The organism is Mycolicibacterium aurum (assembly GCF_900637195.1).
Taxonomy (GTDB): Bacteria; Actinomycetota; Actinomycetes; order Mycobacteriales; family Mycobacteriaceae; genus Mycobacterium; species Mycobacterium aurum.
This window is the reverse complement of record NZ_LR134356.1, coordinates 1,672,560-1,696,475: the sequence shown is the minus strand read 5'-3', so window position 1 is coordinate 1,696,475 and position 23,916 is coordinate 1,672,560. Positions and strand designations below refer to the sequence as shown.

The 23,916-nt window shown below is 66.8% G+C and carries 19 protein-coding genes; 4 read left to right on the top strand and 15 right to left on the bottom strand.

Features of this window, described 5'->3' with window-relative positions; translation table 11 throughout:
• Positions 1–9: 9 nt before the first annotated feature.
• On the top strand, positions 10–630 hold the full coding sequence (locus EL337_RS08075; RefSeq protein ID WP_048630470.1) for a PadR family transcriptional regulator: 621 nt from the start codon (positions 10–12) through the stop codon (positions 628–630).
• A gap of 3 nt (positions 631–633) precedes the next feature.
• On the opposite strand, the gene EL337_RS08070 is transcribed toward EL337_RS08075, so the two are convergent.
• From EL337_RS08070 to EL337_RS08040, 7 genes are all read right to left on the bottom strand, one after another.
• A complete protein-coding gene (locus tag EL337_RS08070) occupies positions 634–1,041 on the bottom strand; it encodes a Zn-ribbon domain-containing OB-fold protein (protein WP_048630469.1) in 408 nt (135 codons plus the stop codon).
• Position 1,042: 1 nt separating this feature from the next.
• Positions 1,043–2,257 (bottom strand): thiolase family protein, encoded by a 1,215-nt coding sequence (locus tag EL337_RS08065; protein WP_048630468.1) that lies wholly within the window; start codon positions 2,255–2,257, stop codon positions 1,043–1,045.
• Entirely contained in the window at positions 2,254–2,694 is a 441-nt protein-coding gene (locus EL337_RS08060) for a hotdog family protein (RefSeq protein WP_370737115.1), read from the bottom strand. Before EL337_RS08060 ends, EL337_RS08065 begins: the two co-directional genes overlap by 4 nt.
• A 74-nt stretch (positions 2,695–2,768) precedes the next feature.
• Positions 2,769–3,269, bottom strand: coding sequence for a MaoC family dehydratase (locus EL337_RS08055; RefSeq protein ID WP_048630467.1), 501 nt, complete (start codon positions 3,267–3,269; stop codon positions 2,769–2,771).
• Positions 3,266–4,342 (bottom strand): acyl-CoA dehydrogenase family protein, encoded by a 1,077-nt coding sequence (locus EL337_RS08050; RefSeq protein WP_048630466.1) that lies wholly within the window; start codon positions 4,340–4,342, stop codon positions 3,266–3,268. Before EL337_RS08050 ends, EL337_RS08055 begins: the two co-directional genes overlap by 4 nt.
• A gap of 13 nt (positions 4,343–4,355) precedes the next feature.
• Complete coding sequence (locus tag EL337_RS08045) at positions 4,356–5,534, bottom strand: acyl-CoA dehydrogenase family protein (protein WP_048630465.1); 1,179 nt, start codon at positions 5,532–5,534, stop codon at positions 4,356–4,358.
• 81 nt (positions 5,535–5,615) lie between these two features.
• Entirely contained in the window at positions 5,616–6,266 is a 651-nt protein-coding gene (locus EL337_RS08040; protein ID WP_126316535.1) for a porin MspA, read from the bottom strand.
• 187 nt (positions 6,267–6,453) lie between these two features.
• On the opposite strand from EL337_RS08040, the gene EL337_RS08035 reads away from it, so the two are divergent.
• Positions 6,454–7,128: a response regulator transcription factor gene (locus EL337_RS08035; protein WP_048630464.1), complete on the top strand. Its 675-nt coding sequence runs from the start codon at positions 6,454–6,456 to the stop codon at positions 7,126–7,128.
• Complete coding sequence (locus tag EL337_RS08030; protein ID WP_048630463.1) at positions 7,121–8,458, top strand: sensor histidine kinase; 1,338 nt, start codon at positions 7,121–7,123, stop codon at positions 8,456–8,458. Before EL337_RS08035 ends, EL337_RS08030 begins: the two co-directional genes overlap by 8 nt.
• Before the next feature lie 38 nt (positions 8,459–8,496).
• Here the strand turns inward: EL337_RS08030 and EL337_RS08025 are convergent, their stop codons facing one another.
• Genes EL337_RS08025 through EL337_RS08005 form a run of 5 tightly spaced genes read right to left on the bottom strand, consistent with a single transcriptional unit; the run spans position 8,497 to position 18,911 of the window.
• Entirely contained in the window at positions 8,497–9,852 is a 1,356-nt protein-coding gene (locus tag EL337_RS08025) for a cation:proton antiporter (RefSeq protein ID WP_048630462.1), read from the bottom strand.
• A 4-nt stretch (positions 9,853–9,856) separates the two neighbouring features.
• Positions 9,857–10,714, bottom strand: coding sequence for an ABC transporter permease (locus EL337_RS08020; RefSeq protein ID WP_048630461.1), 858 nt, complete (start codon positions 10,712–10,714; stop codon positions 9,857–9,859).
• The gene (locus tag EL337_RS08015; protein ID WP_048630460.1) at positions 10,714–11,556 is read right to left on the bottom strand and encodes an ABC transporter ATP-binding protein; all 843 of its coding nucleotides are present in this window, start codon (positions 11,554–11,556) and stop codon (positions 10,714–10,716) included. Before EL337_RS08015 ends, EL337_RS08020 begins: the two co-directional genes overlap by 1 nt.
• Complete coding sequence (locus EL337_RS08010; RefSeq protein ID WP_232786693.1) at positions 11,553–17,117, bottom strand: type I polyketide synthase; 5,565 nt, start codon at positions 17,115–17,117, stop codon at positions 11,553–11,555. The genes EL337_RS08015 and EL337_RS08010 overlap by 4 nt, the downstream gene beginning before the upstream one ends.
• 21 nt (positions 17,118–17,138) lie before the next feature.
• Entirely contained in the window at positions 17,139–18,911 is a 1,773-nt protein-coding gene (locus tag EL337_RS08005; protein ID WP_197724204.1) for an NAD(P)/FAD-dependent oxidoreductase, read from the bottom strand.
• Positions 18,912–19,383: 472 nt separating this feature from the next.
• Here EL337_RS08005 and EL337_RS08000 point away from each other — a divergent pair, with 472 nt between their 5' ends.
• A complete protein-coding gene (locus EL337_RS08000) occupies positions 19,384–19,599 on the top strand; it encodes a hypothetical protein (protein ID WP_048630459.1) in 216 nt (71 codons plus the stop codon).
• A 527-nt stretch (positions 19,600–20,126) separates the two neighbouring features.
• Here EL337_RS08000 and EL337_RS07990 read toward each other — a convergent pair.
• From EL337_RS07990 to EL337_RS07980, 3 genes are all read right to left on the bottom strand, one after another.
• Positions 20,127–21,368, bottom strand: coding sequence for a PE-PPE domain-containing protein (locus EL337_RS07990; protein ID WP_232786692.1), 1,242 nt, complete (start codon positions 21,366–21,368; stop codon positions 20,127–20,129).
• 85 nt (positions 21,369–21,453) lie between these two features.
• Positions 21,454–22,929: a hypothetical protein gene (locus EL337_RS07985; protein ID WP_053086807.1), complete on the bottom strand. Its 1,476-nt coding sequence runs from the start codon at positions 22,927–22,929 to the stop codon at positions 21,454–21,456.
• A gap of 156 nt (positions 22,930–23,085) precedes the next feature.
• Positions 23,086–23,889 (bottom strand): YhjD/YihY/BrkB family envelope integrity protein, encoded by an 804-nt coding sequence (locus EL337_RS07980; RefSeq protein WP_157866286.1) that lies wholly within the window; start codon positions 23,887–23,889, stop codon positions 23,086–23,088.
• Positions 23,890–23,916: the final 27 nt, after the last annotated feature.

The window sequence follows — 23,916 nt, the reverse complement described above, 5'->3', positions numbered from 1 at the left end:
GGTGACGCCATGGCCGACGACCACACCGAGCCGCGCCCGCGGTTGCGGGCCACCAGCTACGCAGTGCTGGGCTTGCTGTCGTTCGGTCAGGAGTTGTCCGGCTTCGACATGAAGCGCTGGGCGGACTGGAGTCTGAAGTTCTTCTACTGGGCACCGTCGTTCAGCCAGATCTACGGCGAACTACACAAGCTCGAAGAGCTCGGCCTGGTCGCCTCCCGGTTGGACGAGAACAAGAACGTGCAGCGCAAGCGGGGCGAACGGGAGAAGCGGGTGTATCGCATCACCGCCGAAGGTGAGCGCGCGGTGTCCGCATGGACCACCGAGGAGGCGCCAGAGCCCGCGGTGCTCAAGCACGGCATCATGTTGCGCGCGTGGTTGGGCCACACCGCCGATCCGGCCAAGCTGCGGGAAGTGGTGCTGGCACACCGCGCACAGTCCGAACGCATGCGCGTGCTGGCCCTCGATCACGCCGAGGGTGCCGCGCCGGTGCCGGAATGGGCCTACCCCGTCGCGGTGCTCAACTGGTCGGCCCAGTACTACGCCGACGAATGCGCGCGCGCGGATACGCTGCTCGCCGAGTTGGACCGCCTCGCCGCGAAACGCAGACGCAAGCCCAAGCGCACCACGTGAGGTTCACGCCGGCCGGTACCGCAGCAGCGTGATCCCGGTATCGGGCACATCGTGGAACACCGGCGTGACCCGCATGCCGATTCGGATGTCATCCGGTTCGACGTCCACGAGTTCGGTGCTGACGCGCGGTCCCTCGTCCCACTCCACGATCGCCAACAGCTGAGGCACCACATCAGCCCAGGGAGGTCCGGTGGGACGCCGCGCCACGGTATAGGTGAAAAGCGTCCCGGCACCGTCGATCTCGCGCCACTCCAGATCGTCGGCCAGCGTGCCGGGAGCCAGGGTGCGCGGGTAGAACACGTACCGGGCCAGCGACGGGGAGTATTGGATCACGATGCGGTGCTCGGTCAGCGCCGCCCAGTACGGCGCGGACACCGGGGTCGGTTCGGGCAGCGGTGGCGTCTCGGTCACGTCAGTCTCCTCCCAGCACGAGGGCCACCTGCTCGCTCATGATGCCGCCGGTGCCGGTGACGAAGGCGACGTCGCAGCCGCTCACCTGCGCCGCCAGGCTGCGACCCATCACCTGGCGGGCGGCGTCGACGACGTGGTGCATGCCCCCTGCCATTCCGGCTTGGCCGAACGACAGCTGCCCGCCCGCGGTGTTGAGCGGGAAATCACCGCCGAATGTCAGGTCGTGATCGTTGATCCACCGCGCACCTTGGCCCTTGGGGCAGAAGCCGGCATCCTCGAGCGTCATCAGCACGGTGATGGTGTAGCAGTCGTAGATCGACGCGACGTCGACGTCGGCCTGGGTCAGGCCGGCCATCGCGAACGCCTTCGCCGACGAGCGGGCAACCGGGGTGACCATCATGTCGCGCGCGTAGGTGGGCGTCTTGAAGGCGATGTGCTCGCCGAAGCCCTTCACCCACACCGCGCGATGCCGTGCCTGGGCGGCGAGGTCGGCGTTGGCGATCAGCACTCCGGCGCCGCCCTGAACGCGCATGACGGTCTCGAGCATGTGGATGGGATCGGCGATCATCGGGCTGCTCAGGACGTCGTCGATGGTGAGCGGTGCGCCGTGGAACACCGCGTCGGGATGCGCGCACGCGTTGGTGCGCTGGTCGACGGCGATCTTGGCGAGTGCGGCGGCGTCATAGCCGTAGAGCGCGCGATAGCGCTGGGCGATCTGGGCGTAGGGGGCGTTCTGGCCGACGTTGCCGTACGGGATCTCGTATTCGGCTTGCGGGGAGCCGAACTTGTTGCTCGATGCGCCGTACCAGGCCGGCGGCGCCGGCGGCCTGCGCTGGGAGTGCGGCACCATCGTCGATCCCGGCACGAGGGCGAGCACCGCGTCGCAGAGGCCCAGCTCCACCGCCGCCGCGGCACGCCACACCATCCCCGCCGAGGTGGCTCCGCCCAGATCCACGCGTTCGCCGAAATCGACAGGCATTCCCAGGTATTCGCTGAGGGTGGCAGGGGCGAACATGTCCGACTCGGCGATGCCGTGGCAGACGATTCCGTTGATCACCGAGCCGTCGAGGCCGGCGTCGTCGATGACCATCGCCGCAAGTGCCGCGTACTGGTCGATGGTGAAGAGTTCGGGACGTGTCTGCTTGCGCTGCGCGGGCAACTCCGCGATGCCGACGATCGCCGCCTGACCGCGGAGGCCGCCCTGACCTGAGCTCACGGCAGGTCGCCGCGGGTCGGGAGCACGACGGTGGCCGATCCCGGCATCAGCACGGTGTCCCCCCGTCGCCCCGCGATGTCGACGTCGACCTGGGCCTGCCCGCCCTCCATCCTTTTGGCCGTCACCACGCCGCCGAAGGTGAGTTCCTCGCCCGGATAGGCCACAGCCCGGTTCTGCACCGCATAGCGGATCAGCCGCCCGCGCCCGCCGATCCAGTCCGTGAGAGCGCGGGCGAGCAGGGCGGACTGCAGTGGGCCCTGCACCAGCACGTCGTCGTAGCCCTCGACCGTTGTGGCCCAGTCCTTGTCGTAGTGGATGCGATGGCCGTTGTAGGTCGCGGCGCTGAAGAAGAACATCTGCGTCTGGACGACGGTGATGGTGAGCGGGGGAAGCTCGTCGCCGGGTTCGACGTCTTCGTAGCACAACTGCACGGCCACTCCAGGGTCCTCCTCTTTCCCTCGGTCGTCCCCTGCGCTTCGCGCGTGGGCCCAGCGCTCATGCCCGCCGGGCCTCATGGTCGGGCGATCATCGACGTGGTGGCCTCGGCGAGAAGGTCGCCGTGCTGGTTGCGGTACGCGGTGTGCCACGTCACGAGGACGAATCGTCCTGATCGACCGCTTTTTTCGACGATCGACTCGATGGTCCGCACCATCTCGACGTCGTCGCGGTGATAGGCGGGCAGGTGGAACACGGTGGACTCGCCGCCGGCCATGCGGCGCGGAGCCCGCGGGAAGGCCAGTCCGCCGGAGACCGCTCCCGACGATCCGTCCGGGCGCAGACTGTCCAGCGCCGCAACACCCAGCACGGTGTACTGCAGAAACAGTGGCGGGCAGATCACGTCGCGGTAGCCCTGTGCGCGTGCGTATCCGGGATCGAACCAGAGCGGGTTGTGGTCGCCGACGGCCGCGGCCCAGCGCTGCCACTGCAGTCGGTGTACGTCGCCGGTCGCGCGGGCCGCGACGGTACCCACCCGGGCCGCCGATTCCGCGTCGATCAGGCCCTCGTCCGTCATGAATCCGTCTCCTGAAGCCACGTCGCCGCCACGTCCGCGCCGCCGCCGAAGGTCGAGAGCACCCGGGCCCGCTCGGAGTACCGGTGCAGATCGGTGTCGACGACATAGCCGATGCCGCCGTGCAATTGGTGCGCATCGAGGGTGGCCAGTTTGGCGGCGGTGGCGGCATGCATGCGGGCGACGGCGCACTGCCGCCTCCCGTCGACTCCACTCTCCAGCACCGACACCGCGGCCCACGCGGCCAGCCGGGCGGCGGACAGGGCGATGTGGATGTTGGCCACCAGGTGCTGGGCCGCTTGAAACGACGCGATCGGCCTGCCGAACTGCTCGCGCATCACCGTGTGATCGACGGTCCGCTGCAGTGCCGCCTCACCCACCCCGACGAGGTCCAGACACCACAACGCCGTCGCGGTATCGGCGATCCGGCGTAGCTGCCCGTCGGCGACTCCCCCGTCGGCGCCGAGCACCCTGTGTCCGTCCGCAATCGCCACGTCGTCGAAGCACAGGCGGGCTGCGGCCTGGCCCCCCATGATCGTCAATGGTTCGGCGCGCAGCGAATCCGCTTCGATGGGAACGACGAATACCAGCGTCCGTCCGGTGGCCGTGTCCATCCCGGACGTGACGACGTAGTCGGCGCACGGAGCGTCGAGCACGAAGTCGACCCGACCGTTGAGCAGCCAGGCGTCGTCCACCCGTGTCGCCCTCAGCGCGGGCGTCACGTCCCCGGCGTCCACCGGTGACCACAAAGCCGTTACGGCACTGCACTTTCCGGAAGCCAATCCGGGGAGCAGGGCGCCGCGCTGCGCATCGTTGCCCAGCGCGTGCAGCGCGAGTCCTGCCTGGATGGTGCTGTGCACGAGGGTGGGGCACAGACCGCGCCCGGCCTCCACACAGAAGGCGCCGAGGTCTGTGAGGGTTCCGCCGGAACCGCCGTACTCGTGCGGCAGCGTGAGTCCCAGCACGCCCGCTTTCGCCAGCGCACTCCACAGCGACGGTGCGGCCGGCCCCGCCGACAGCACACGCCGCAGCATGGACGTGAACTCTCGTTCGTCGTCACCGAGTAGCAGTCGCATGTCCGGCTCCTCGTCAACGTCCGTAGGACGGCATGCCGTGGCCGCGCTGGGCGATGACGTCCCGCAGAACCTCGTTGGCTCCGCCGCCGAACCTCATCAGCGGTGCGGCGCGATAGAGGCGCTCGAACACCCCGCCGGCCGGAGCGCCGTCCGTGCGATGGGCCAGCAGGCCGTCGGGTCCCAGCAGGTCGATGGCCAGATCGGCGATCCGCTGCCGAAGTTCGCTGGTGAAGATCTTCTCGACGCTCACCTCCACGGTGGGGATGACGCCCGTGTCCAGCAACGAGGCAGCCTCCAGCCCCATCAGCGTCGCCGCGTCGACGTCGGCCTCGGCCTGCGTGAGCCGCCGTGCGAAAGACGGGGTGTCGAGCGGGATCGAACCGTCCCGCCGAGGTAGTCGCGCCAACCGCTGCAGCTCGTCGAGCGCGCGCCGTAGGTCACCGGCATTCGTCAGCGCACCGCGCTCGAGGTCGAGGGCGCCGGTGATATAGGTCCACCCGCGGTTCTGCTCACCGATCAGATTCGTCGCGGGAACGCGGACGTCGCGGAAGAACACCTCGTTGGTGCGGTAGCCGGACCAGGCAGTCAGTGGCCGGATCTCTATCCCGGGGCAGGTGAGCGGCACGATGATCACCGAGATCCCGCGATGCCGTCGCGCATCGGGATCGGTGCGCACACAGAGCCATTCGTGGGTAGAGCGCTGCGCGCCGCTGTTCCAGATCTTCGACCCGTTGATCACCCATTCGTCACCCTCACGTACGGCGCGGGTGCGCAGGCCGGCGAGATCGGTTCCCGCTTCCGGCTCGGAATAGCCGACCGCACAGATCAATTCGCCGCGCGCGATCGGAGGTAGGAACTCCCGCTTGTTCTGGTCGGTACCGTGCCGCATGATCATCGGCGCCACCGACGTCACGGTCAGGTCCGGCCCGGGAACGCCCCGGTACTCGAATTCGCGCATCAGCAGGTGCTGGTGCACGGCGCCGAGTCCCAGGCCACCGTGCTCCTTCGGCCAGGACAGGCCGAACCAGCCCTTCTCGCCCACCTTGCGCCGGAACGCCGAGACCTCACCGCCGAGGCACTCCAGGCCATGTTCGGCGTACTCCGCCTCCAGCGCAGGTGTCACGTTCTCGCGCAGGAATGCTCGCACTTCGTCCACCCAGGCGCGTTGCGTTGCGTCCAAGCCGACATCCACGAGCGGTCAGCCTAGCTGCCGATGCCGCCCCGGGGACTGTTTCGAAAAGAAAGAGATTGCACGCTGCGCATGGGCGTTGTCTCAGTTCATGTTCCACGGGGCGCCGTAGGTGCTGACGCTGTCGCCGGTCGAGGAGATCAACCGGGCGAACGGACGCAGCAGCACACCACCGGCAGCACCGGTCACGGTGCCGTGGGCGTTGGACACGACCACCGAACCACCCGGGCCGGCCACGTCCACCGAGAAGGTCGCGACTTCCTGGATACCGGGACCGTTACCCAGGTCCGCCGAGATCGAGACACCGGGGAACAGCGGCGGCGTCACGATGGTGTCGAGGAAGCCCAGGTCGGGGTCGACAAAACTGTTGTCGAAGGCGAAACCGTCGTAGGCGATGTTGGGAGTGGTGTAGCTGAAGTTGATGCCCACACCCAGCGACCACGGGAAGCCCACCTGGTAACCCAGCTCCAGCGTGCCCTCGAAATCGTCGGCACCCTCACCGGCCACGATGTAGGTCGCCTTGCCGGAGTGGAACCACTCGCGGGTCAGCCGGTTGCGATCGAGCGGGAACACACCATTGAGGAAGGTGTCCCACTGCTGAACCGTCAGCGTGCGGCCCTGGCCGTCCACCACACTCAGCTCATTGTCCAGCCCCGCATGCGAGGTGCCCGCGCTCACGAACAGAGCCGCGACGGACGCCACCATCGCCACCAGCACCCGACTGATCGTCTTCATGTTTCCCCTAGTTGAGTAAGCGGCGACGACGGCATCTGTTCTGGTGATGCCGGACGCAGACCGAGTCGCTTCCGTACACCGCCCGCGCTGGCGGCCGGTGCACATGCTCTCCCCGGCATGCTGAACGCAGCCTGAAAAGGGCGGCCCGTTCAGGCAGGGTTCACGTGAATGCAGTCACACTGGTGAGGTGCGGGTGCTGGTGATCGACGACGAGGTGAGGTTCGCCGACGGTGTCCGCCGCGGATTGGTGGCCGAGGGATTCTCGGTGGATCTGGCACACACCGCCGTTGATGGCCTGTGGCGCGCCCGCGAGATCCGCTATGACGCGATCGTGCTGGACATCATGATGCCGGAGATCAACGGCTACGTCGTCTGCCGAACACTGCGCGACGAGGGAAATTGGACGCCGATCTTGATGTTGACCGCCAAGGACGGCGGTTGGGACGAGGTCGAAGGCCTCGACACCGGCGCGGACGACTATGTGGTCAAACCGGTCGAGTACCCGGTGCTGGTCGCACGGCTGCGCGCGTTGATCCGCCGGGGTCGGCCTCAGCGGCCGACGCTGATCGAAGTGGGGTCGCTGCGGGTCCATCCTGCGACGCGGGAAGTGTGGCGCTCGGATCGGCCGATCCGGCTGACGGCCCGCGAGTTCGCGATCCTGCTGTTCCTGGCCCGCGATGTCGCCGCAGTGAAATCGAAGCAGCAGATTCTCGAGGGAGTGTGGTCGGACACGTTCGACGGGGATTCCAACATCGTCGAGGTCTACATCGCCCACCTGAGGGCCAAGATCGACAAACCGTTCGGCCTGGACACCATTCAGACGGTCCGCGGGGCGGGCTACCGGCTGATCGCCGATGCGTAACCGCTCCGGGCTCTCGCTGCGGGTCAGGATCACCGCAGCCACCACCGCTGTCGTTCTGCTGATGCTGACACTCGGAGCGATCGCGTTCGTCGCGCTGCTTCGGTACGCGCTCATCCAGACCCAGGGGAATGCCGCCGAGGCGCAGGCCGACCGAATCGCCGAGAACGCGGAGACGATGGCCGGCAGCAGCATCCAGGATGTGCTCCCCCCGTTCGACGGCGAAGACGTGGTGATCCAGCTGCAAGAAGACGGACGCGTCATCGCCACCGCCGACAGCGATTTCGCCGGTCTCGGGCCGCTACCGGTGTCCGACACGCAGCAGATCACCGACATCCGCGGGTACCGGTACGTCGTCGAGTCCAGCAGCATCGACGGTCTCACCGGCGCCGCCCGATACGTCGTGGTGGGACGCTCACTGGAAAGCGAGGACGACGCCACCCGACTCGTCAGCGTCCTCCTTACCATCGCCGTTCCGACCGTCAGCCTGTTCGTCGCCGCACTCACCTGGACGGTCGTCGGGCGATCCCTGCGGCCCGTCGAGCGGATCCGCCTCGACGTCGAATCGATCGGCGACGACCCGTCACGCCGGGTGGAACCGCCCGGGGGGCGCGACGAGATCGCACGCCTGACCACCACGATGAACCGGATGCTGGATCGCCTGGAGAGCGCCCAGCGCAATCAACAGAGACTGGTCTCCAACGCATCACACGAACTGCGCTCCCCCGTGGCGGCCATCCGCCAGCACGCCCAGGTCGCGCTCCATCACCCCGAGGCCACCGATATCCACTCCCTGGCCTCTGTCGTCGACATCGAGGCGGCACGCCTCAACGATCTCGTCAACGACCTTCTTCTGCTCGCCAGGCTGGACGAGGGACGCATCCGCAACCGCAGCGAAGTCGATCTGGACGACATCGTGCTGGCCGAGGCCGACCGCCTGCGCCGACTCGGCGTTGCCGTCGACACGTCACGGGTGGGGCCCGCACGCGTGCTCGCCGACGAGGGTCTACTGGCCCGGGCCGTGCGCAACGCCGCGGACAATGCGCGGCGCCACACCAGGCATCGGGTCGACTTCACCCTCACCGCGGTGGGTGGGCGGGTCATTCTCACTGTCGACGATGACGGCGAGGGCATACCCGAAGACGATCGGCTCCGGCTGTTCCACCGGTTCGAGCGCCGCGACGATGACCGCAGCCGCGAGCACGGCGGGGCCGGCTTGGGCTTGGCCATCATCGCCGAAGCCGCGCGGGACGCCGGCGGGCAGGCCCGCCTGGCGAGCTCACCCAGCGGCGGTGCGCGGCTCGAGCTGTCACTGCCGGAACACACCGACTGACCGAGCTCCTGGTGCGGTACAGACGTTGGCCCCCAACGTCACTCAGTCCGTTCCGCCACCGAGGGCAGGTCGTCTGGCTCCTGCCCGGCCGGGCCGAACCTCGACCCGGACAACTGCAGACGCCGCTGGAACATCCGAAGAAGCGGTGTCGCCACGAACGTGGTGATGATCGTCATCAGCGCCAAGATCGTGTACAGCTTGCTCGAGATCAGTCCGGCTTCGAGTCCGATGTTGAGCAGGATCAGTTCCATCAGGCCGCGGGCGTTGGCCAGTGCACCCATCGACCCCGCCTCGTACCAACTCATTCCCTGCGACCGCGCCGCCAGTCCGATCGCACCGAACTTCGCGGCGAACGACACAACGAGCACCACCCCCGCCATGACCAGTGTCGCGGGATCGAGGATCAGGTTGAGCTGCGTGTTCAGGCCCGAATAGATGAAGAACGCCGGCAGCAGCAGGTAGGCGACGATCGGCTCGAACCGTTCGCGGATACCGTCCAGGAGCGCTCCGCGCGGCATGACCGTCCCGGCCACGAAAGCACCGAACACGGAATAGATTCCGACGACGTCGGTGAACCAGCTCGCCGTCAGGATCACGAGCAGGACGACGCTGACATGTGCGATGGGGAGGCCGCCCGTGCGTTCGGTGTCGGCGCGCGGCGGCGTCCAGGTCTCCAACCGTGCCAGCAGCCTGCGGCCGACGACGAGCATGAACAGCAGGTAACCCAGCCCGCCGCCGACGGCGAGGAACGCGCCGGACATGCTGCCCTTGGCCGTCGACACCACCGTCGCGAGCAGCACCCACGAGCACGCGTCGTCGACCGCGGCGCACGACAGCGCCATCGTCCCCAATCGGGTGTTGAGAAGCCCCGAGTCATAGACGATCCACGCCAACATCGGGAACGCCGTGATGGCCACGGCGGCGGCGACGAAAAGGCCGCCCTGCCAGTGCTCGACCTTGTCTGTGAAGTATCCGCCGAGGCTGACCATCCACCATCCGACGAGACCGCCGAGGACCAGGGGGACGCCGATGCCGGCTGCCGAGGTGACACCCGCCTGCCGTGCGTGCGCGCCGAGGATGTCCAGCTTGAACGACGCCCCGACCAGGAACATGTAGAGCACGAGCCCGAGCTGGCCGACGACGTAGATGGCGGTGAGGTTGGGGTGTGGGAGAGTTTCGGCTCCGATGGTCAGCGTGGTGGGGAACAGCCAGCTCTGTCCGCTCGGCCAGATCCAGCCCAGCACCGAGGGGCCGAGCAGGAATCCCGCCACCATGATGGCCACCACCTGCACCTGAGCCAGGCGGCGGAAGAGCGGCCAGAGGAGGCGGTAGGTCAGCAGTATGACCGCGATCTGCAGGAAGAAGTGCGCGGTGATCGACAGTAGCGAGGGCATCGGATCAGTCCCTGTCCGACCATCGGAAGACGTAGAGACAGGCGATCAGACCGCCGATGCTCCATGCAGCCAGCACCAGAAAGATGCGGCCGTGCTCCCAGGTACCGGCCGGTTCGACTGCCATCATCTGAGGCGGAAGCAGCACCGACCGGAACCCCTGCGCCATCCACTTGACCGGAAAGATGGATCCGACGACCAGCATCCACGTCGGAAGTGCCATCAACGGCACGTAGGTTCCTGACACGAATTGCAGGCCCACAGCAGGGCCATTGGTGAGAACGGCCGCCGAGACGGCGTTGCTGGCGTAGTTGCTGACGAGAATGCCCAGCAGCGAGCAGCTGATGATGCCGAGGACGAAAACCCATGTGAGGGTGAACCATCCCGCCGGCGAGGTGGGTAGGTGAAGTCCGAAAGCCCACACCCCCAGGGCCACGATGATGACGGCCTCGGCGATGCTGGCGATCGCGACCAGCATGATCTTGCCGATGAAGTAGGACGACGCGGTGGCCGGGGTACCGCGCAGCCGTCGGAGCGCGCCGGTGTCACGGTCGGCCGCGATGCCGATGCCCAGGTTGATGAACGAGGTCGACAGAATTCCGTAGGCCAGCATGCTCGCGGCGATGACGGCACCGGTGCTGGTCTGGGTGCCGGGTATCTTGTCCGAGAATATGGAGCCGAGCAGCAGGCAGATGACTGCCGGCATCGAGAAGGTCAGGGCCAGTTGCTCAGGCCGCCGATAGAACATCTTCAGCTCGGGGATCACCCGCGAGAAGCCGATACGCACCGCCGACGGCAGCGCTTGATCCGAGGCTGGGGCCCGGTGTCTGGCCGCGTCGGCGGCCTGTGCAGGTTCGATGGCCATCACGCCTGCCCGATCAACTGCAGATACGCGTCTTCGAGCGTGGGCCGCGACACGGTGAGTTCGGCGAGTTCCGCGCCGTCGGCGGAGCGCTGCCGGATCCATTCCGTCGGCCGGTCTGTCTCCACCTCACGCAGAACGCCGTCCTCCATCCAGCGCACGGTCGCGGCGGTGTTCACGTGCGCGGTCAACCGGGCCGGGGAATCCACCGCCGCCACCCGTCCGTCGGTGATCACCGCGACGCGATCTGCCAGCGCGGCCGCCTCTTCGAGGTAGTGGGTGGTGAGCACGATGGTGGTGCCGTCCACAGCCAGCAGTCTGATGAGATCCCAGAACTGGTGCCGCGCCTGCGGATCGAAACCTGTGGTGGGTTCGTCCAGGAACACCAGATCGGGCTCGGCGATGATTCCCAGCGCGACATCGAGCCGGCGTCGCTGACCCCCGGACAGGGTTCTGACCCTGGACTCGGCTGTCGCTTCCAGCCCGACGAGTGCCAGGAGCTCCTCGGGGACACGGGCCCTTCCATAGCATTTCGCGAACATGCGCGCCGTCTCCAGCACGGTCAGCATTCCGAAGTCGCTGCTCTCCTGCAGCACGATGCCGATTCTCGCGCGCCAGCTGCGTCCCGCAGTTCCGGGATCCTCGCCGAGCACGCTCACCTGTCCCGCATCACGCTTGCGGTGGCCTTCGAGAATCTCGATGGTCGTCGATTTGCCCGCGCCGTTGGGGCCCAGAATTGCGAAGATCTCGCCGTACGCGACATCGAGATCCAGCTCCCGCACCGCGAGCCGGCGCCCGTAACTCTTCGACAGACCGCGGACGCGGACAGCGCCCTCGGAGCTCACGAATGCGTCTCCCCCGCCGCGCCGTCGCCGTTGGCCTCCAGTTCGCCGAGCAGTTCCAGCAAGTCGGCGTCTGACAACCCGTCCACCAGGCGGTCGACTTCCTCCTCGCCGGTGGGTGACGCCGGTTCTACTTCGGCCGCGGGCGCTTCTCCGTGGATGGAGTGCAACTCGTCGAGGATCCGATCCGACAGCGAATTCACGCTGACGCCTCTGAGTATCTCCAACACGGGCAGGTCGATCGAGAACGCCATGTTGATCCGCACCCGGAACTCCATCGCCATCATGGAGTCGAGGCCGATATCCTCCAGCAGGTCGTCGGAGGCGAAATCATCCTTGCCACAATCGAACACCGCGGCGACCAGACCACGAACGTGGTCGGCGATGAAGGGCGACCGCTCCGCCTCCGGCGTCGAGGCAAGTACCGAGAGTATCGACCCGTCGGAGGCCAGATCAGCAGAATCCCCCTCGGAGGACCGCAGGTCCGAGAACATCAGGGGCAGACGTCCGCCGAGCCCGGCCTGGCGGGCGCGGTTCCAGTCAGCGCTGATCGCCACCACTGCGGGCGGCTCCTGATTGAGCAGCCGGTCGAGGATTCGCACGCCGACAGCAGGAGTGATCAGGTCGATGCCACGCTGCGCGTACAGCTTCTCCAGCCCGAGCTCTTCGACCATTCCCACCGACCACGGACCCCACCCGATGGTCAGCGCCGGGAGGCCGGCCGCCCGCCGGTGGTGGGCGAACGCGTCGAGGAACGCGTTGGCGGCGGCGTAGTTGCCCTGGCCAGGCGAGGCTATGGTCGATCCGGCCGACCCGAACATCACGAAGAACTCCATATCGTGGTCCCGGAACGCGTTGTGCAGCACTCGTGTTCCGATGATCTTGGGGGCGGTCACCTTGTCGAAGGCATCCTCGCTCATGTTGACCAGCAGCTGGTCGTGCACCGCTCCTGCGGCATGGATGAGGCCACGGACGGGCCGGCCACCGCTGGCCGCATGCGTGGTGAGCCAGTCGTCTACTTGCTCTGCGTCGGTGATATCGACGCTACAGACGCGGACGGTGACACCGAGCCGCTCGATCGCGCGGACGGTCTCGACGGTCGCATAGTGCGGATCGTCAGCGCCGAGCGCCGCCCAGCGGTCGCGGGGTGGGACGGCGCGCCTGTTCAGCAGCGTGAGATGCCGCGCACCACGTTCGGCGAGGAAGGTGGCCGCGACGCGGCCGAGAGCTCCTGCACCACCGGTGATCACGTAGGTGGCATCAGGGGTGAGCTTGGTGGGAAAGGGTTTGGTCAACGTGCTGCAGGGGCGCAGACGCGGGACGAGCGTCGTGGTGCCCCGGATCGCGATCTGATCTTCTGGCTCGTCATCGAGGATGTGCCGGCAGATACGGCCGACCGTCTGAGTCCGGTCGTCCGCGTCGTCAATGTCGATGAGCCCGCCCCAGTACTCGGCGAATTCCTGGTGACCGATCACCCGTCCCAGACCCCACAGGGCGGCCTGGTCGACCGCCCGTACCTCACTGCCGGGCGTCGGCTGCGTGTTGGACGTCACGAGGTACATGCGGGGCTTGACGGCGTCGTTCTCGGCGAGCGTCTTGACCAGCCGCAGGATGGTGAACGCGCCCAACTGGTTGTTGGCGTCGGCATCGTCGGGCGAGGTGATGTCCAGCGGCCAACAGTTGATGATGCCGGCGAGGTCGTGGTCACTGTCGAGGTGCGCCGCGATGAGCTGGCCCACCTGTTCGGGGCGCCGAGGGTCCATCAGCCAGCCGCCGTCGGTGTCGGTGAGTGTGCTGACCGATCGGTGTCCGACGGTCTGTGCACGCTGTCCGCGCCGGCGCAGTTCTGCCGCCAGCGCTGCTCCGACACCGGACTCGTCGTCGAGCACGAGCCAGGACCGATCGTCCGAAACCGGTTCGCGCTCACCGTCCGCGTCGTCGTCCATGGCGCACCATTGGATGTCGAGAATGCCCTTGTCGATGCGGTCCGGCGACATGCGGGACGACGCCGCCAGCGATTGCACGGTGAAACCGTCGATCACGACGAGCGGGCTCCCCGACTGGCCCACGATCGCGAGGTTGCACTCCACCTGTTCCGGTGTCGCCGACAGCACGTCGACGCGTACCGTCATGCGCTTTTCGGGTGAGCCGTACACCGCGCAGCGGCGGATCCCGGTCGGCAGGTACGGGTCTGCGTTTTCCTCCTGTCCGAGAAATGGTGCACCGAACAGGGTTTGAAAGGCACCGTCGATCAGTGCGGGATGGAATCGGTACTCGCCGACCTCGTCGAGAAGGCCTTCGGGGATCTCGAGCTCGGCGAGTGCCCAGTCGTGGCCGGCGGTGACGCCGGAGACCGAGCGGAACGCGGCGCCGTAATCGAATCCGAGATCCGCGGTGCGGGCGTAGAAGTCGTCACCACCGATCGACGTGACCGCCTCTTCGGGTGCTGGCGCCGGTGCTGTCGTGCGGCGGGCGGACAGCGTGTTCAGTTCCGCGGTCGCCGTGACCGTCCACTTGAGCTCGCCGTCGGCGACGGCCGTGAAGGCCGAGAATTCAAGAGTGCCGTCGTCCTCGTTGAGGACGGTCCGCAGAATCGGGTCGCAGGTGTCGTCGAGGATGACCGCGCGGTGCAGCACCAGGTTGTCCACGCTGTGGTTCGACCCATAGGTGGCTTTGGCTGCCGCCAGGGCCATCTCGATGTACACGGCGCCGGGTAGGACCAGGCTGCCCTGCACTCGGTGATCGCCGAGAAAGGGATTCAGCACGGTGCTCAACTCGGCTTCCCAGGTGGGATGCACCGCGGCCACCGACTGCCCGAGAAGGGGATGCACGGGTGCGTAGAACAGGTACTCCGTCGCTTCCTGGGTGTCATTCCAGTAGCGCTTGGTCTGCCACGGGTAGCGCGGGAGCTTGAGCATGCCCTCCCCGTCGCTCGGGTGGACGGCCTGCCAGGCGATCTCGTGGCCGCCGCCGTGCAATTCGCCGAGGCAACCGAGGAAGGTCCGAATGTCGTCCTGCTGACGCCGCTGCACTGCAGTGACCGAAATGCGTTGCACTCCTGCAGTTTCGAGCATCGAAGCAGCAAGGACGGGGTGCGGACCCAGCTCGAGGAAGTGGCTGTACCCGTCGTCGAGCATCCGGCGCATCGCCGGTTCGAAGAGGACGGTGGCGCGGGTGTTCTGCCACCAGTAGGCGGCTCCGGCGTCATAGCTGTCGAGCTGTTCTCCGGTCACGGTCGAATACAGTGGGATCGTGGCCGGCGCCGAGGACAGTCCGTCGAAAGCGGTCAGCAGGTCCTCTCTCACCGCATCCATGTAGTGCGTGTGGTACGGCACATCACCGGACAGGTACCGGGTGAAGACGCCGGCGTCGTCGAGCTGGCGGGAGATGTCGTCGAGCAGATCACCGTCGCCGGCGATGGTCACCGCGGACGGACTGTTGATGGCGGCCACCGATACCCGCCGCCCGATCTCCGCACCGAGCTCGCCCGTGATCGCCGACATCAGCGCGTCGGCGTCGAGGCCGACGGCGAGCATCCTGCCCTGCCCGCTGGTGCGCTGCTGCAGTCGGCTCCGGTGATAGATCACCTCGACGGCTTGCTCGAAGCTGAGCACACCTGCGAGATGGTGGGCGGCCACCTCGCCTGCGCTGTGGCCGATCACCGCGTCCGGGGTGATGCCGAAGTGCGCAAGCTGCGCGGCAAGTGCGATCTGAATGGCGAAGTTCGCAGGCTGGGCGATCTGAGTCTCCGCCATGCGGGAACGGGCTTCGTCGTCGCAGCGGAGCTCGTCGATCAGGGACCAGTCGGCGTAGCGGCTGAGCTCCCGATCGGTGCGCAGAATGCTGTCGGTGAACACGGGAAAGACGTCGAGCAGCCCTCGGCACATCCGCCACCACTGCGGCCCCATGCCGGTGCACACGAAGGCGAGTTTGGGTGTGGCGGAAGCGGTGCGGCCACTGGAGATCTGCCCGCCGTCGGCGAGGGCGTGAAGCTGGTCCCGCGCCTCGGTGATGCTGTCGGCGATGACGGCGTGCCGGTGGCTGAGGTGAGCACGTCGCCGACTGAGGGTGTAGGCCAGTGATCCCAGGGAGGCACCGGGGTGGGCGTCGAGGAACACGGCCAACCGTCCGGCTGTGGCGGCGAGGGCTTCGTCGCTGCGTGCGGAGATCGGCAGAAGCAGCGGCGCCGCAGCGGGTTCACCGGCCGACGGTGAGTCGCGGGTCTCACGCGGCGGTTCGGCAAGCACCACATGGGCGTTCGTGCCGCCGAAGCCGAACGAGTTCACCCCGACCACGCGCCGCTCGCAGTCCGGGAACGGCCGGCCGGTGCCGGATATGTCGATCTTGAGTTCGGACAGGGACACGTGCCGGGTCGGAGTCCGGAAGTGCACGGTCGGCGGAATGTAGCCGTTCTTGGCCACCAACGCGCCCTTGATCAGTCCGGCCACTCCGGCGCCGGCCTCGAGGTGCCCGATGTTGGTCTTGACCGAGCCGATGATGAGCGGACGCGCGGCGGTACGCTCCGCGGTCAGCGCGCCCGCGAGTGCCCGCATCTCGATCGGATCGCCCAGAGCCGTCCCGGTCCCGTGCGCTTCGACGTACCCGACGTCCGCGGGGTCGATACCGGCCCGCTGCAGAGCCGTGGTGATGGCCGCGTGCTGAGCGTCCTCCCGCGGCACCGTGATGCCGTCGGTGTGGCCGTCCTGGGACACCGCGGTCCCGAGGACCTGCGCGTAGATCTGGTCGCCGTCGTCGAGCGCCCGCGCCAGCGGTTTGAGGACGACAACCCCGCCGCCCTCGCCGCGGGCGTATCCGTCGGCGGAGTCGTCGAAGGCCTTGGATCGGCCGTCCGGACTGAGGAATCCGCTCTTGGACTCCGCGATCGCGGTATTGGGGCCGACCATGATGTTGACGCCCCCGGCAAGGGCGAGGTGGCATTCCCCGCTCCAGATGCTTTGCGCGGCAAGGTGCACCGCGACCAGTGAGCTGGAGCAGGCGGTGTCGATCGACATACTGGGCCCGCGAAAGTCGAATGCGTGCGAGATGCGGTTCGCCAGCATCGTCATCATCATTCCGGTGGCCGAGTGCGGCTTGAACCGGTAGCGGCTGGCGCGGCTCAGGTTCTGCAGCAGTTGATAGTCCAGCGTGAAGCCGCCGACGAACACCCCGACATCGGTGCCCGCTAGCGTGTCTGCAGGTATACCGGCGTCCTCCAGTGCCTCCCAGGTGGTGTGCAGCAGTAGACGCTGCTGGGGGTCGAGTGAATGCGCCTCGCGAGGGGAAATCCCGAAGAACTGCGCGTCGAACTGGTCGATCTCATCAAGGAAGCCGCCACGCTTGGTGACGATCTTACCGACCTTGGACGCGTGAGGATCGTGGAATCGCGCTGCGTGCCAGCGCGTTTCAGGCACCTCACGAGTGGCGTCGACACCGTCGCACACCAGCTTCCACAGGGCGTCAGCGGAATCGGCATCGCCGGGCAGACGGCAACCGATGCCGACGATCGCCAGCGGCTCGTTGATCTCAGCGGCCTTTTCGGTGGGCATTTCGGTGGGCATGGTCATCCTCTGCATTCGCACCCTCGGTCAGGATGGTTGCAGAACCGACGCGGTCGGAACAATCCAGGTACCGCTGAGTGGGTTGACGGCCTGCTCTCGGCGGTACGTCGACCGAAGCTCACGCAGCAGCGAATCTCGTTGCCAGGCCTGCACTTGCTGCATGATCCCGTCATGGTCGAACATCGCCGATTTCTCCGCCAGGACAGTCTCGACGAGCTGACCGGCCAGTTGGCGCAGCAATCGGGCGTTTCCATCGAATTGCTCGGCAAAGTTCGAACTTTTCTCCATCATCGCGGTGTGCAGGGACACCATGAAGTTCAATGGTGAATACAGGTCGACGAACGGCACAGTCGACGAACCGGTCTCGATGGCGGCCCACTCTCGGAAGAACAGCTGCACCCGATTGCTCAGGGCGATGAGTCCTTCGAGGTACGGCACGAAGTCGGGATCGTCGGCGACGCGCACGAAGCGGTCGTTGGTGTACAGAAAGCCGACGAATCCCCAGTAGAAGGCGACGTCCCAGATCACTTTGGCGGTCATCACGGTTGGTGCGCCCATCACGGCGTACTGATCCTGGTAGATGGCGAGCCACATATCGGTGAGGGACCGAAACAACGAGTCACTGATCTGCGCTCGGGCCACCACGTCGTCACCATCGAGGTCGCGGGTGATCATGTCGGTGATCAACCCATTGCCGATGGCGACCAGATCCAGGCCCGAGGAGTACAGCGGGTCGAGGAAGACCCCGGCGTCACCGGTGAGGCACCAGCGCTCCGTGCCGTCGAACATCTTGGTGACGCCGTGGCTGTACTTCTTCATGACCCGGAAGTCCCGGATGAGGTGCGCATGCTCGTCCAACACGTCTGCGCACTGCGGTTCGTGCTCGCGCAGCCACGCTGTCGCTTTGGCCAAGGTGTTGAAGCCATCGAAGTCATGGAACGCCGGGTCGGCGACGATCCCGACGCTGGTGGCGCCGGATGCCAGCCGGATAAGCCAGACCCAGTAGCCCTCGCCCATGAGGTGGTTCGTCGACATCGCCCGGTCGCCCTCGACGAGGCGGCTCCGGTACTCGGGGTCGTTACTCCATCGGCCGACGTCGATCTCCGTGGCCACGCGTAGCCACGCGGCGTTGCACTGGTGGTCGTTGGCTCGCTTGAGGTCGAGTTGACGGGGCAGCAACCGGTTGCGGCCCGACGCGTCGACCACCCACCGCGAGGTGGTGGTCTCGGCGTCGGCCTCGCCGTTCTGATAGGTGATCGTGTGCGCCGCCTTGTCGGCCCCGAGCTCGACCGAGCGGACCCGGCCGGCGGCGACGTCGATGCCCGCTGCCAGGCAGCGTTCGTAGAGCTCGTTTTCCAGCCGTCCGCGATCGAGCTGGTAGGTGACCTGCGGAACGAACGAGGAGCTCCCGAGCTCCATGCGTTTCGCGATGTCGGTATTCCCGTCGTGGGAGAAGAACATCCGCAGGCCCATCTTGCGGATCTGCGAGGTTTTCAGGTGCTCGCCCATACCGATGCGGTCGCGTAGGTAGTGCGCCGAGACTTCCACCGTCGATTCGCCGACAGTGTGGGTGACCTCGGGAACGGGGTGGGCGTTCGGCTCGATGACCAGGACCCGGGTGGCCGGACGAGCCTGTCGGATCTCCAGCGCCAAGGTGAGTGCTGCGGTACCGCCGCCGACGATGCTCACGTCGTGCTCGGCAGCCGGCTGGTCGTCCTGGGCCAGCCGCGCCTTGATGCGGTGCGCGAGCGCCGCGCGCGCCTCGGGGCTCAATTGCGACACCTGTGCTCGCAGGTCCACGGGCTACCTCCCTGGGGTCGTGTCGACGGTGCACCCGAACGGCTCGACCGGCAAACGGGCAGCCGGAGACCCGGCCGCGACGGGGGCCCCGTCCAGCGAACCACACCCTCGCGATGAGCACCCGTGGACGGCGATTACCGAATCCTGACGTGTTCGTCGATTTGGCGCGGCGGTCCGGCGCCGGCACCATCTACCTGCGCCGGTCGGCGACCCTCCGGCAGGTACACACCCCGAACTCCGCGCGCCGGCCAAATTATGACGAATTTCTTGCTTATCGCGGATCTGAGTCAGTTATCCTCGGCGTGTTGATATCACAGCCAGGTCAGGTTGCCAGTCGGCCGTGCATTCCGCCGCCGACTGGAGTGAGCCGCTAGCGTCCGCTGACCATCTATTCGTCTGAGCCGAAATGGCTTGTCTGACAACACCGCTGCGAGCGATGGGTCTGCGAGTATAGATGAAGTCTTTCAGAAGCATGGCCGAATACTACGACTACCTGGCAACAAGCAAGAGCCTCAGCGACGACATCGAATACGCGGCACTTCGAAATGCCCGAGACGCCGTTGCCGCATTCGACATATTCGTGAAGCGGAATGTGGATAGCGCACGTCAGGCGCAATTCGCCGACGGCAGCAACCACGAGGCCGACCTCGTTCGCTACGTGATCCGCGCAACGAGAGCGTCGCCGTGATGGACAGTGACACGGCTTCGGGCGGACATAGCTGATACGCGCTACGCCCGCCCGTGCCACTAGTACGTGATCAGAGCCGCCATGGCGGAACGCCGGGGCCACCCCCCGGACCGACGCCGGGTCCCGCCGGACCGACTGGACCGGATCCGCCGAATCCGATGCCCAAACCACCCAGCCCAGGACCGGGTATGCCAGGACCTCCGGGGCCGATACTCAGACCACCCAATCCGGGACCACCGCCAGGTCCGCCCGGGCACGGCAGTAACGGAAGACAGAGCCCCGGGCCGGCGCCGCCCGGGCCGGGCGGCGGGAGCGGCGGTTGAGCACCTGCAACACCTGCGCCAAGGCTCAGCGCAGCCAGCCCGACAGTCGTGCACGCGGCTGCAGTGACGACTGCGATACGAGCGGTGATCCGTGGCGTCATCGACGTTCTCCTCTGAAAGTTGTTGTCCTACCGACAATTAACGGTAGATACGACTCATGGGAGCTAGCTGGCAGCACGATGGGCGCAGCATGTGGATCCGGCGTCAATCCTCGTCTGAGGCTGTCGAGGACGTCGACTCGCTCGCTGAATCCGCACTGGGCGCCGCGTCCGGTGCGTCACCGGTCTCCGCCGACGACTCGGCGTCGTCGGCGCCGGTCTCGACGGTGCGGTCCTTGACGGCCGAGCGTGGTGTGTCGACAAGCTCGCTGTCGTCGACGCTTTCCTCATGTGGATCCGCAACCTCGGTCGCCATCCCCTCCGCGGCGGCGGCGTCGTCATCGGCTTCGGTGTCGCCGAGGGTATCCGAAGACTCTGCCTCGTCTACCGTGGACGGGTCCGGCTCGACGTCTGATGGCACGCCATCGGCAGACGGAGCGTCGGCGCCGACCGCCTCGCTGGTGCTCAGTGACGTTCGCAGAGAGCTCACCTCGGTGATCTCCGCGGTGCCCACGTCGTCGCTCAGGCCGCCCTGCGGCTCGACCCCCTCCAGATAGTCGCGGTCATACGCCTGATCGATGATGTCGCGCAGCGACCCTTCCCATCGGTCGGCCAGCGAATCCAGGCCCAGGTCTCGAAGTCCCTGCAGCAGTGGCAGATTCTCGGTCGGGACGAACACGTAGGTGGTGTTTCCCTCAGTCCACACATAGTTTCCTCCGTCGTCGAGATCGACGTCGGAGTAGTCCAGGTGTACGTAATAAAAGGCCGCCAGCGCGTTCGCCAGTGCCACCACATTGAACGGGTCGTCCGGGAAGTCCGCAATCGGATCGTATTCCCGTGCCACGTCCACCACCGAGTACTGGGTGTCCGTCGGGGTCAGCAGTGTGTCGCCGTACCACCACCCGTTGACACCGCCGTATTTGCGCCCTCCATTGCCGATGAGCACGAGCGTCAGATCGTCGGCGTCGGGGGCATCGACGTCGTCGGCGTGATCCTGCAGCCACACCGACGCCACCCGTGCACCACCGCTGAACGCGTAGACGATCTTCTTGTCACCGGCACCGTCAGCAGTCAGATTTTTGATCGCGTAGTCGAGGGTCTCCACGTTCGTGTCGACGCCCACTTCCGTTTCGCCGAGGGAGATGATCCATTGGTACGAGACCTCGCGGCACACCTTCGGTTCTGCGCACAGCGCCCCGCTGAGGTTGTCCGCCATCGCCCACGGGGTCGGGCCATGCGTCAGAACGGTGGCGGCGTCGTCCCCGATGAGTGCCGCTGCCGCAGCGGACGGCGTTGTGATGCCGAGGGTCAACGGTAGGGCGGCCAGCGGCATTGCGGCGACCGCCACTGCGACGCGCCTCGCACCGTTCGGCACGCTCCCGCGTCCGCCGTTCCCCGTCGCCCGAATCCGCCGGTGCCGGCCACGCCTGTTGCTATTCACCTGTGTCTCCTCCGCTTTCGCTGCCGCCGTGGCTCTGGCCAGCCGATGTTGTCGAGTCGTCGGACTTGTCGCTGCTGGGCGCTGCCGACGTCGTGTCAGCGTCCGTCGCCGAGGAGTCCTCGTCGTCATCGGTTGTCGACATCTCGCCCGCATCGGCTTCCGTCGGTTCGGACTCCGCTGCGTCCTCCTCGTCGACAGGTTCCGACTCCGCCGGGACGTCCGTGTCGACCTCGGGACCGTCCGCTGCCGTGACTGGATCTATGTCGGGGCTGTCCGGCTGCTCGCCGGCGTCACCCTCTGACGGCGTGGCGAACTTCGCCAGAAGGCCTTGCACGGCCATTGTTTCGACGTCTGCGACATCTACTGCTGCGGCTGCAGGCTCTGAGGTCGCCGGTGCGACTGCATCGACCGCCTGTACCCCGGCGGCCAGCAGTGACGTCGAACCGGCATCAGCCTCGCCGTCCTCACTGCTGGGCGGCAGTTCGCCGTCGAACGGAGTCGGATCCTCGGGGTGCTCGGGATCGCAGTCGGGGCAGAGGATGCTGACGAAGGGCGTGATCAGATCGGTCACCAGCGTGTACGGATAACCTTTCCACAGCCAACTTCCGGGCACGAAGGGGTAGAAGTCCTCCCACAGCGCCGCCCCGAGCCGCGATACCGTCTCGACGAGTTCGGTGAGGGTGACCGCTTCCGGCGCATTCTCCTCGGGATCGGCCAGCAGATAGTTGATGACGCTGTACACCGAATCCAGCGGGTTGATCTGGACTGTGGCGCCCGACCACGCAACCTCCTCGCCCTCTTCGCCGTCGATGGGTTCGCCGGCAGCGCCCTCTGCATCACTGACCGGGTTGATGACCTCGGGAAAGGTGTAGCCCGTGAAGAGATCCCAGATCGACACCTGGAACATCCCGCTGAGGATCGCCCCCACGTCCTCGCACGCCGGCGACGCGGTGCCGGTGCAGCCCGCGTTCATCGGCAGATTCGCCTTCGCGAGCCAGGCGACCAACTCTCCCAGGGGGTTCGACAACGCCTCGAACGGGATCAGCAGGTTCAGCACGGCCGCGATCTTCGCCGGATCCGCCGGATCGTAGCCCAGCACGTTGGTCGGGGTGTAGACCCACCAGCTGCCGGTGACCTCCAGCGAATACGACAGATCGTTGACGGCGTCGACGTAGGCGCGCGGAATGCTGATCAAGGCGTTGACGATGTTGGCGGGGATGTTCCAGATCGACCCGCCCTCGTGGTCCAACTCGACCGGCGTATAGGTCTGCTCGGCGGAGATGTCGCAGCCGTCGGTGTAGTAGCCGGTGCACGCCTCGCCAGTGGTGGTGGTCGCCGCGACCAGGCTGTAGAGGGCGTCCGACGATCGAGTCTGGTTGTGCGGTGGCTGGATCGGTGTCGCGGCGATCACGGTGGCGCCGACCAGCGCAACACCTACAGTGGCATACGGACGTACGGCATCAAGCATGACGCCCCTCTCCTGTGGCGAGACAACGCAACGACGGCCTCGGCGGCCGTACGCGTCGGCGCCGGCGCGCAGCAGAAGCGTGCAGTGCGCCGCTAGGTGCTCGCTGTCAGGAACTTAAGAGCCAGTTATGTGCCTGCGGAAACGTGACTCGGCGATTCAGCGCTGAAGCGTTCCGTCCAGCACCACGGTGACCCGGAAACCGCACAGCACCAGGATGTGGACCAGGTACAGCCACAACGCCAGTGCCGACACCGCTCCGATGATCGGGAGACCGCCGAACGGTGCCGACCACTCGATCGGAATCGCGAGAAAGAGGACGAACCCCTGCAGGAAGCCGGCAAGAACGGCGCCGGTGCCGAATGCGCCCAGCACCAAGGCTTTCGGACGATACCGGCCCGGCGCGATGAGTCCGTACACACCGAGCAGCGCTGTCGAGACCGCTATCCAGACGACGTGGAAGCCGACGAACACACCCCACACCAGCGACCAGCCTTTGCCGGCGTAGAGCGGTGCGATGTAGGGCGCGGAGTAGAGCACCGCCAGCACCAGGAACGGGGCCACAGCGGCGACGCCGAGAAGTCCGGCCCGTCCCCGCCAACCGGTGAGTTTGTCCGGCTCCGAGGAGAATTGGACGAACGCACGGCGCAGACCCTCGCCGTACAGGCTGGCCGGGAACAACACCACCAACACTTGCCACCAGGACATCGACAACGCCACCGACGTCAGTGTGCGCAGCGCCTCCGGAGTGCCGTGCCCGTCGGGCAAACCCCCGATGGCTGCCTCGATCGAGGAGTTCACCGCGTCGTGCCCGATGATCGATCCGGCCGCCCACAGCGATACCAGTGCCAGCGGCACCAACCCGATGACTCCGAAGTACGTCGCACCCGCCGCCCAGAGCGCGAGGTCTGTGCGCGGGAAGGTTCTGCTCAGCTGAGAGGCCAGCTTGCGCGCTCGGCTCACCGCGTTGCTCGCCGGCGTGCGGCCAGG

Excerpts from the sequence above, each read along its gene's own strand:
- EL337_RS08075 (WP_048630470.1), top strand. The coding sequence starts at position 10 with ATGGCCGACGACCACACCGAGCCGCGCCCGCGGTTGCGGGCCACCAGC.
- EL337_RS08055 (WP_048630467.1), bottom strand. The coding sequence starts at position 3,269 with ATGACGGACGAGGGCCTGATCGACGCGGAATCGGCGGCCCGGGTGGGT.
- EL337_RS08050 (WP_048630466.1), bottom strand. The coding sequence starts at position 4,342 with ATGCGACTGCTACTCGGTGACGACGAACGAGAGTTCACGTCCATGCTG.
- EL337_RS08040 (WP_126316535.1), bottom strand. The coding sequence starts at position 6,266 with ATGAAGACGATCAGTCGGGTGCTGGTGGCGATGGTGGCGTCCGTCGCG.
- EL337_RS08030 (WP_048630463.1), top strand. The coding sequence starts at position 7,121 with ATGCGTAACCGCTCCGGGCTCTCGCTGCGGGTCAGGATCACCGCAGCC.
- EL337_RS08025 (WP_048630462.1), bottom strand. The coding sequence starts at position 9,852 with ATGCCCTCGCTACTGTCGATCACCGCGCACTTCTTCCTGCAGATCGCG.
- EL337_RS08020 (WP_048630461.1), bottom strand. The coding sequence starts at position 10,714 with ATGGCCATCGAACCTGCACAGGCCGCCGACGCGGCCAGACACCGGGCC.
- EL337_RS08010 (WP_232786693.1), bottom strand. The coding sequence starts at position 17,117 with ATGACCATGCCCACCGAAATGCCCACCGAAAAGGCCGCTGAGATCAAC.
- EL337_RS08000 (WP_048630459.1), top strand. The coding sequence starts at position 19,384 with ATGGCCGAATACTACGACTACCTGGCAACAAGCAAGAGCCTCAGCGAC.
- EL337_RS07985 (WP_053086807.1), bottom strand. The coding sequence starts at position 22,929 with ATGCTTGATGCCGTACGTCCGTATGCCACTGTAGGTGTTGCGCTGGTC.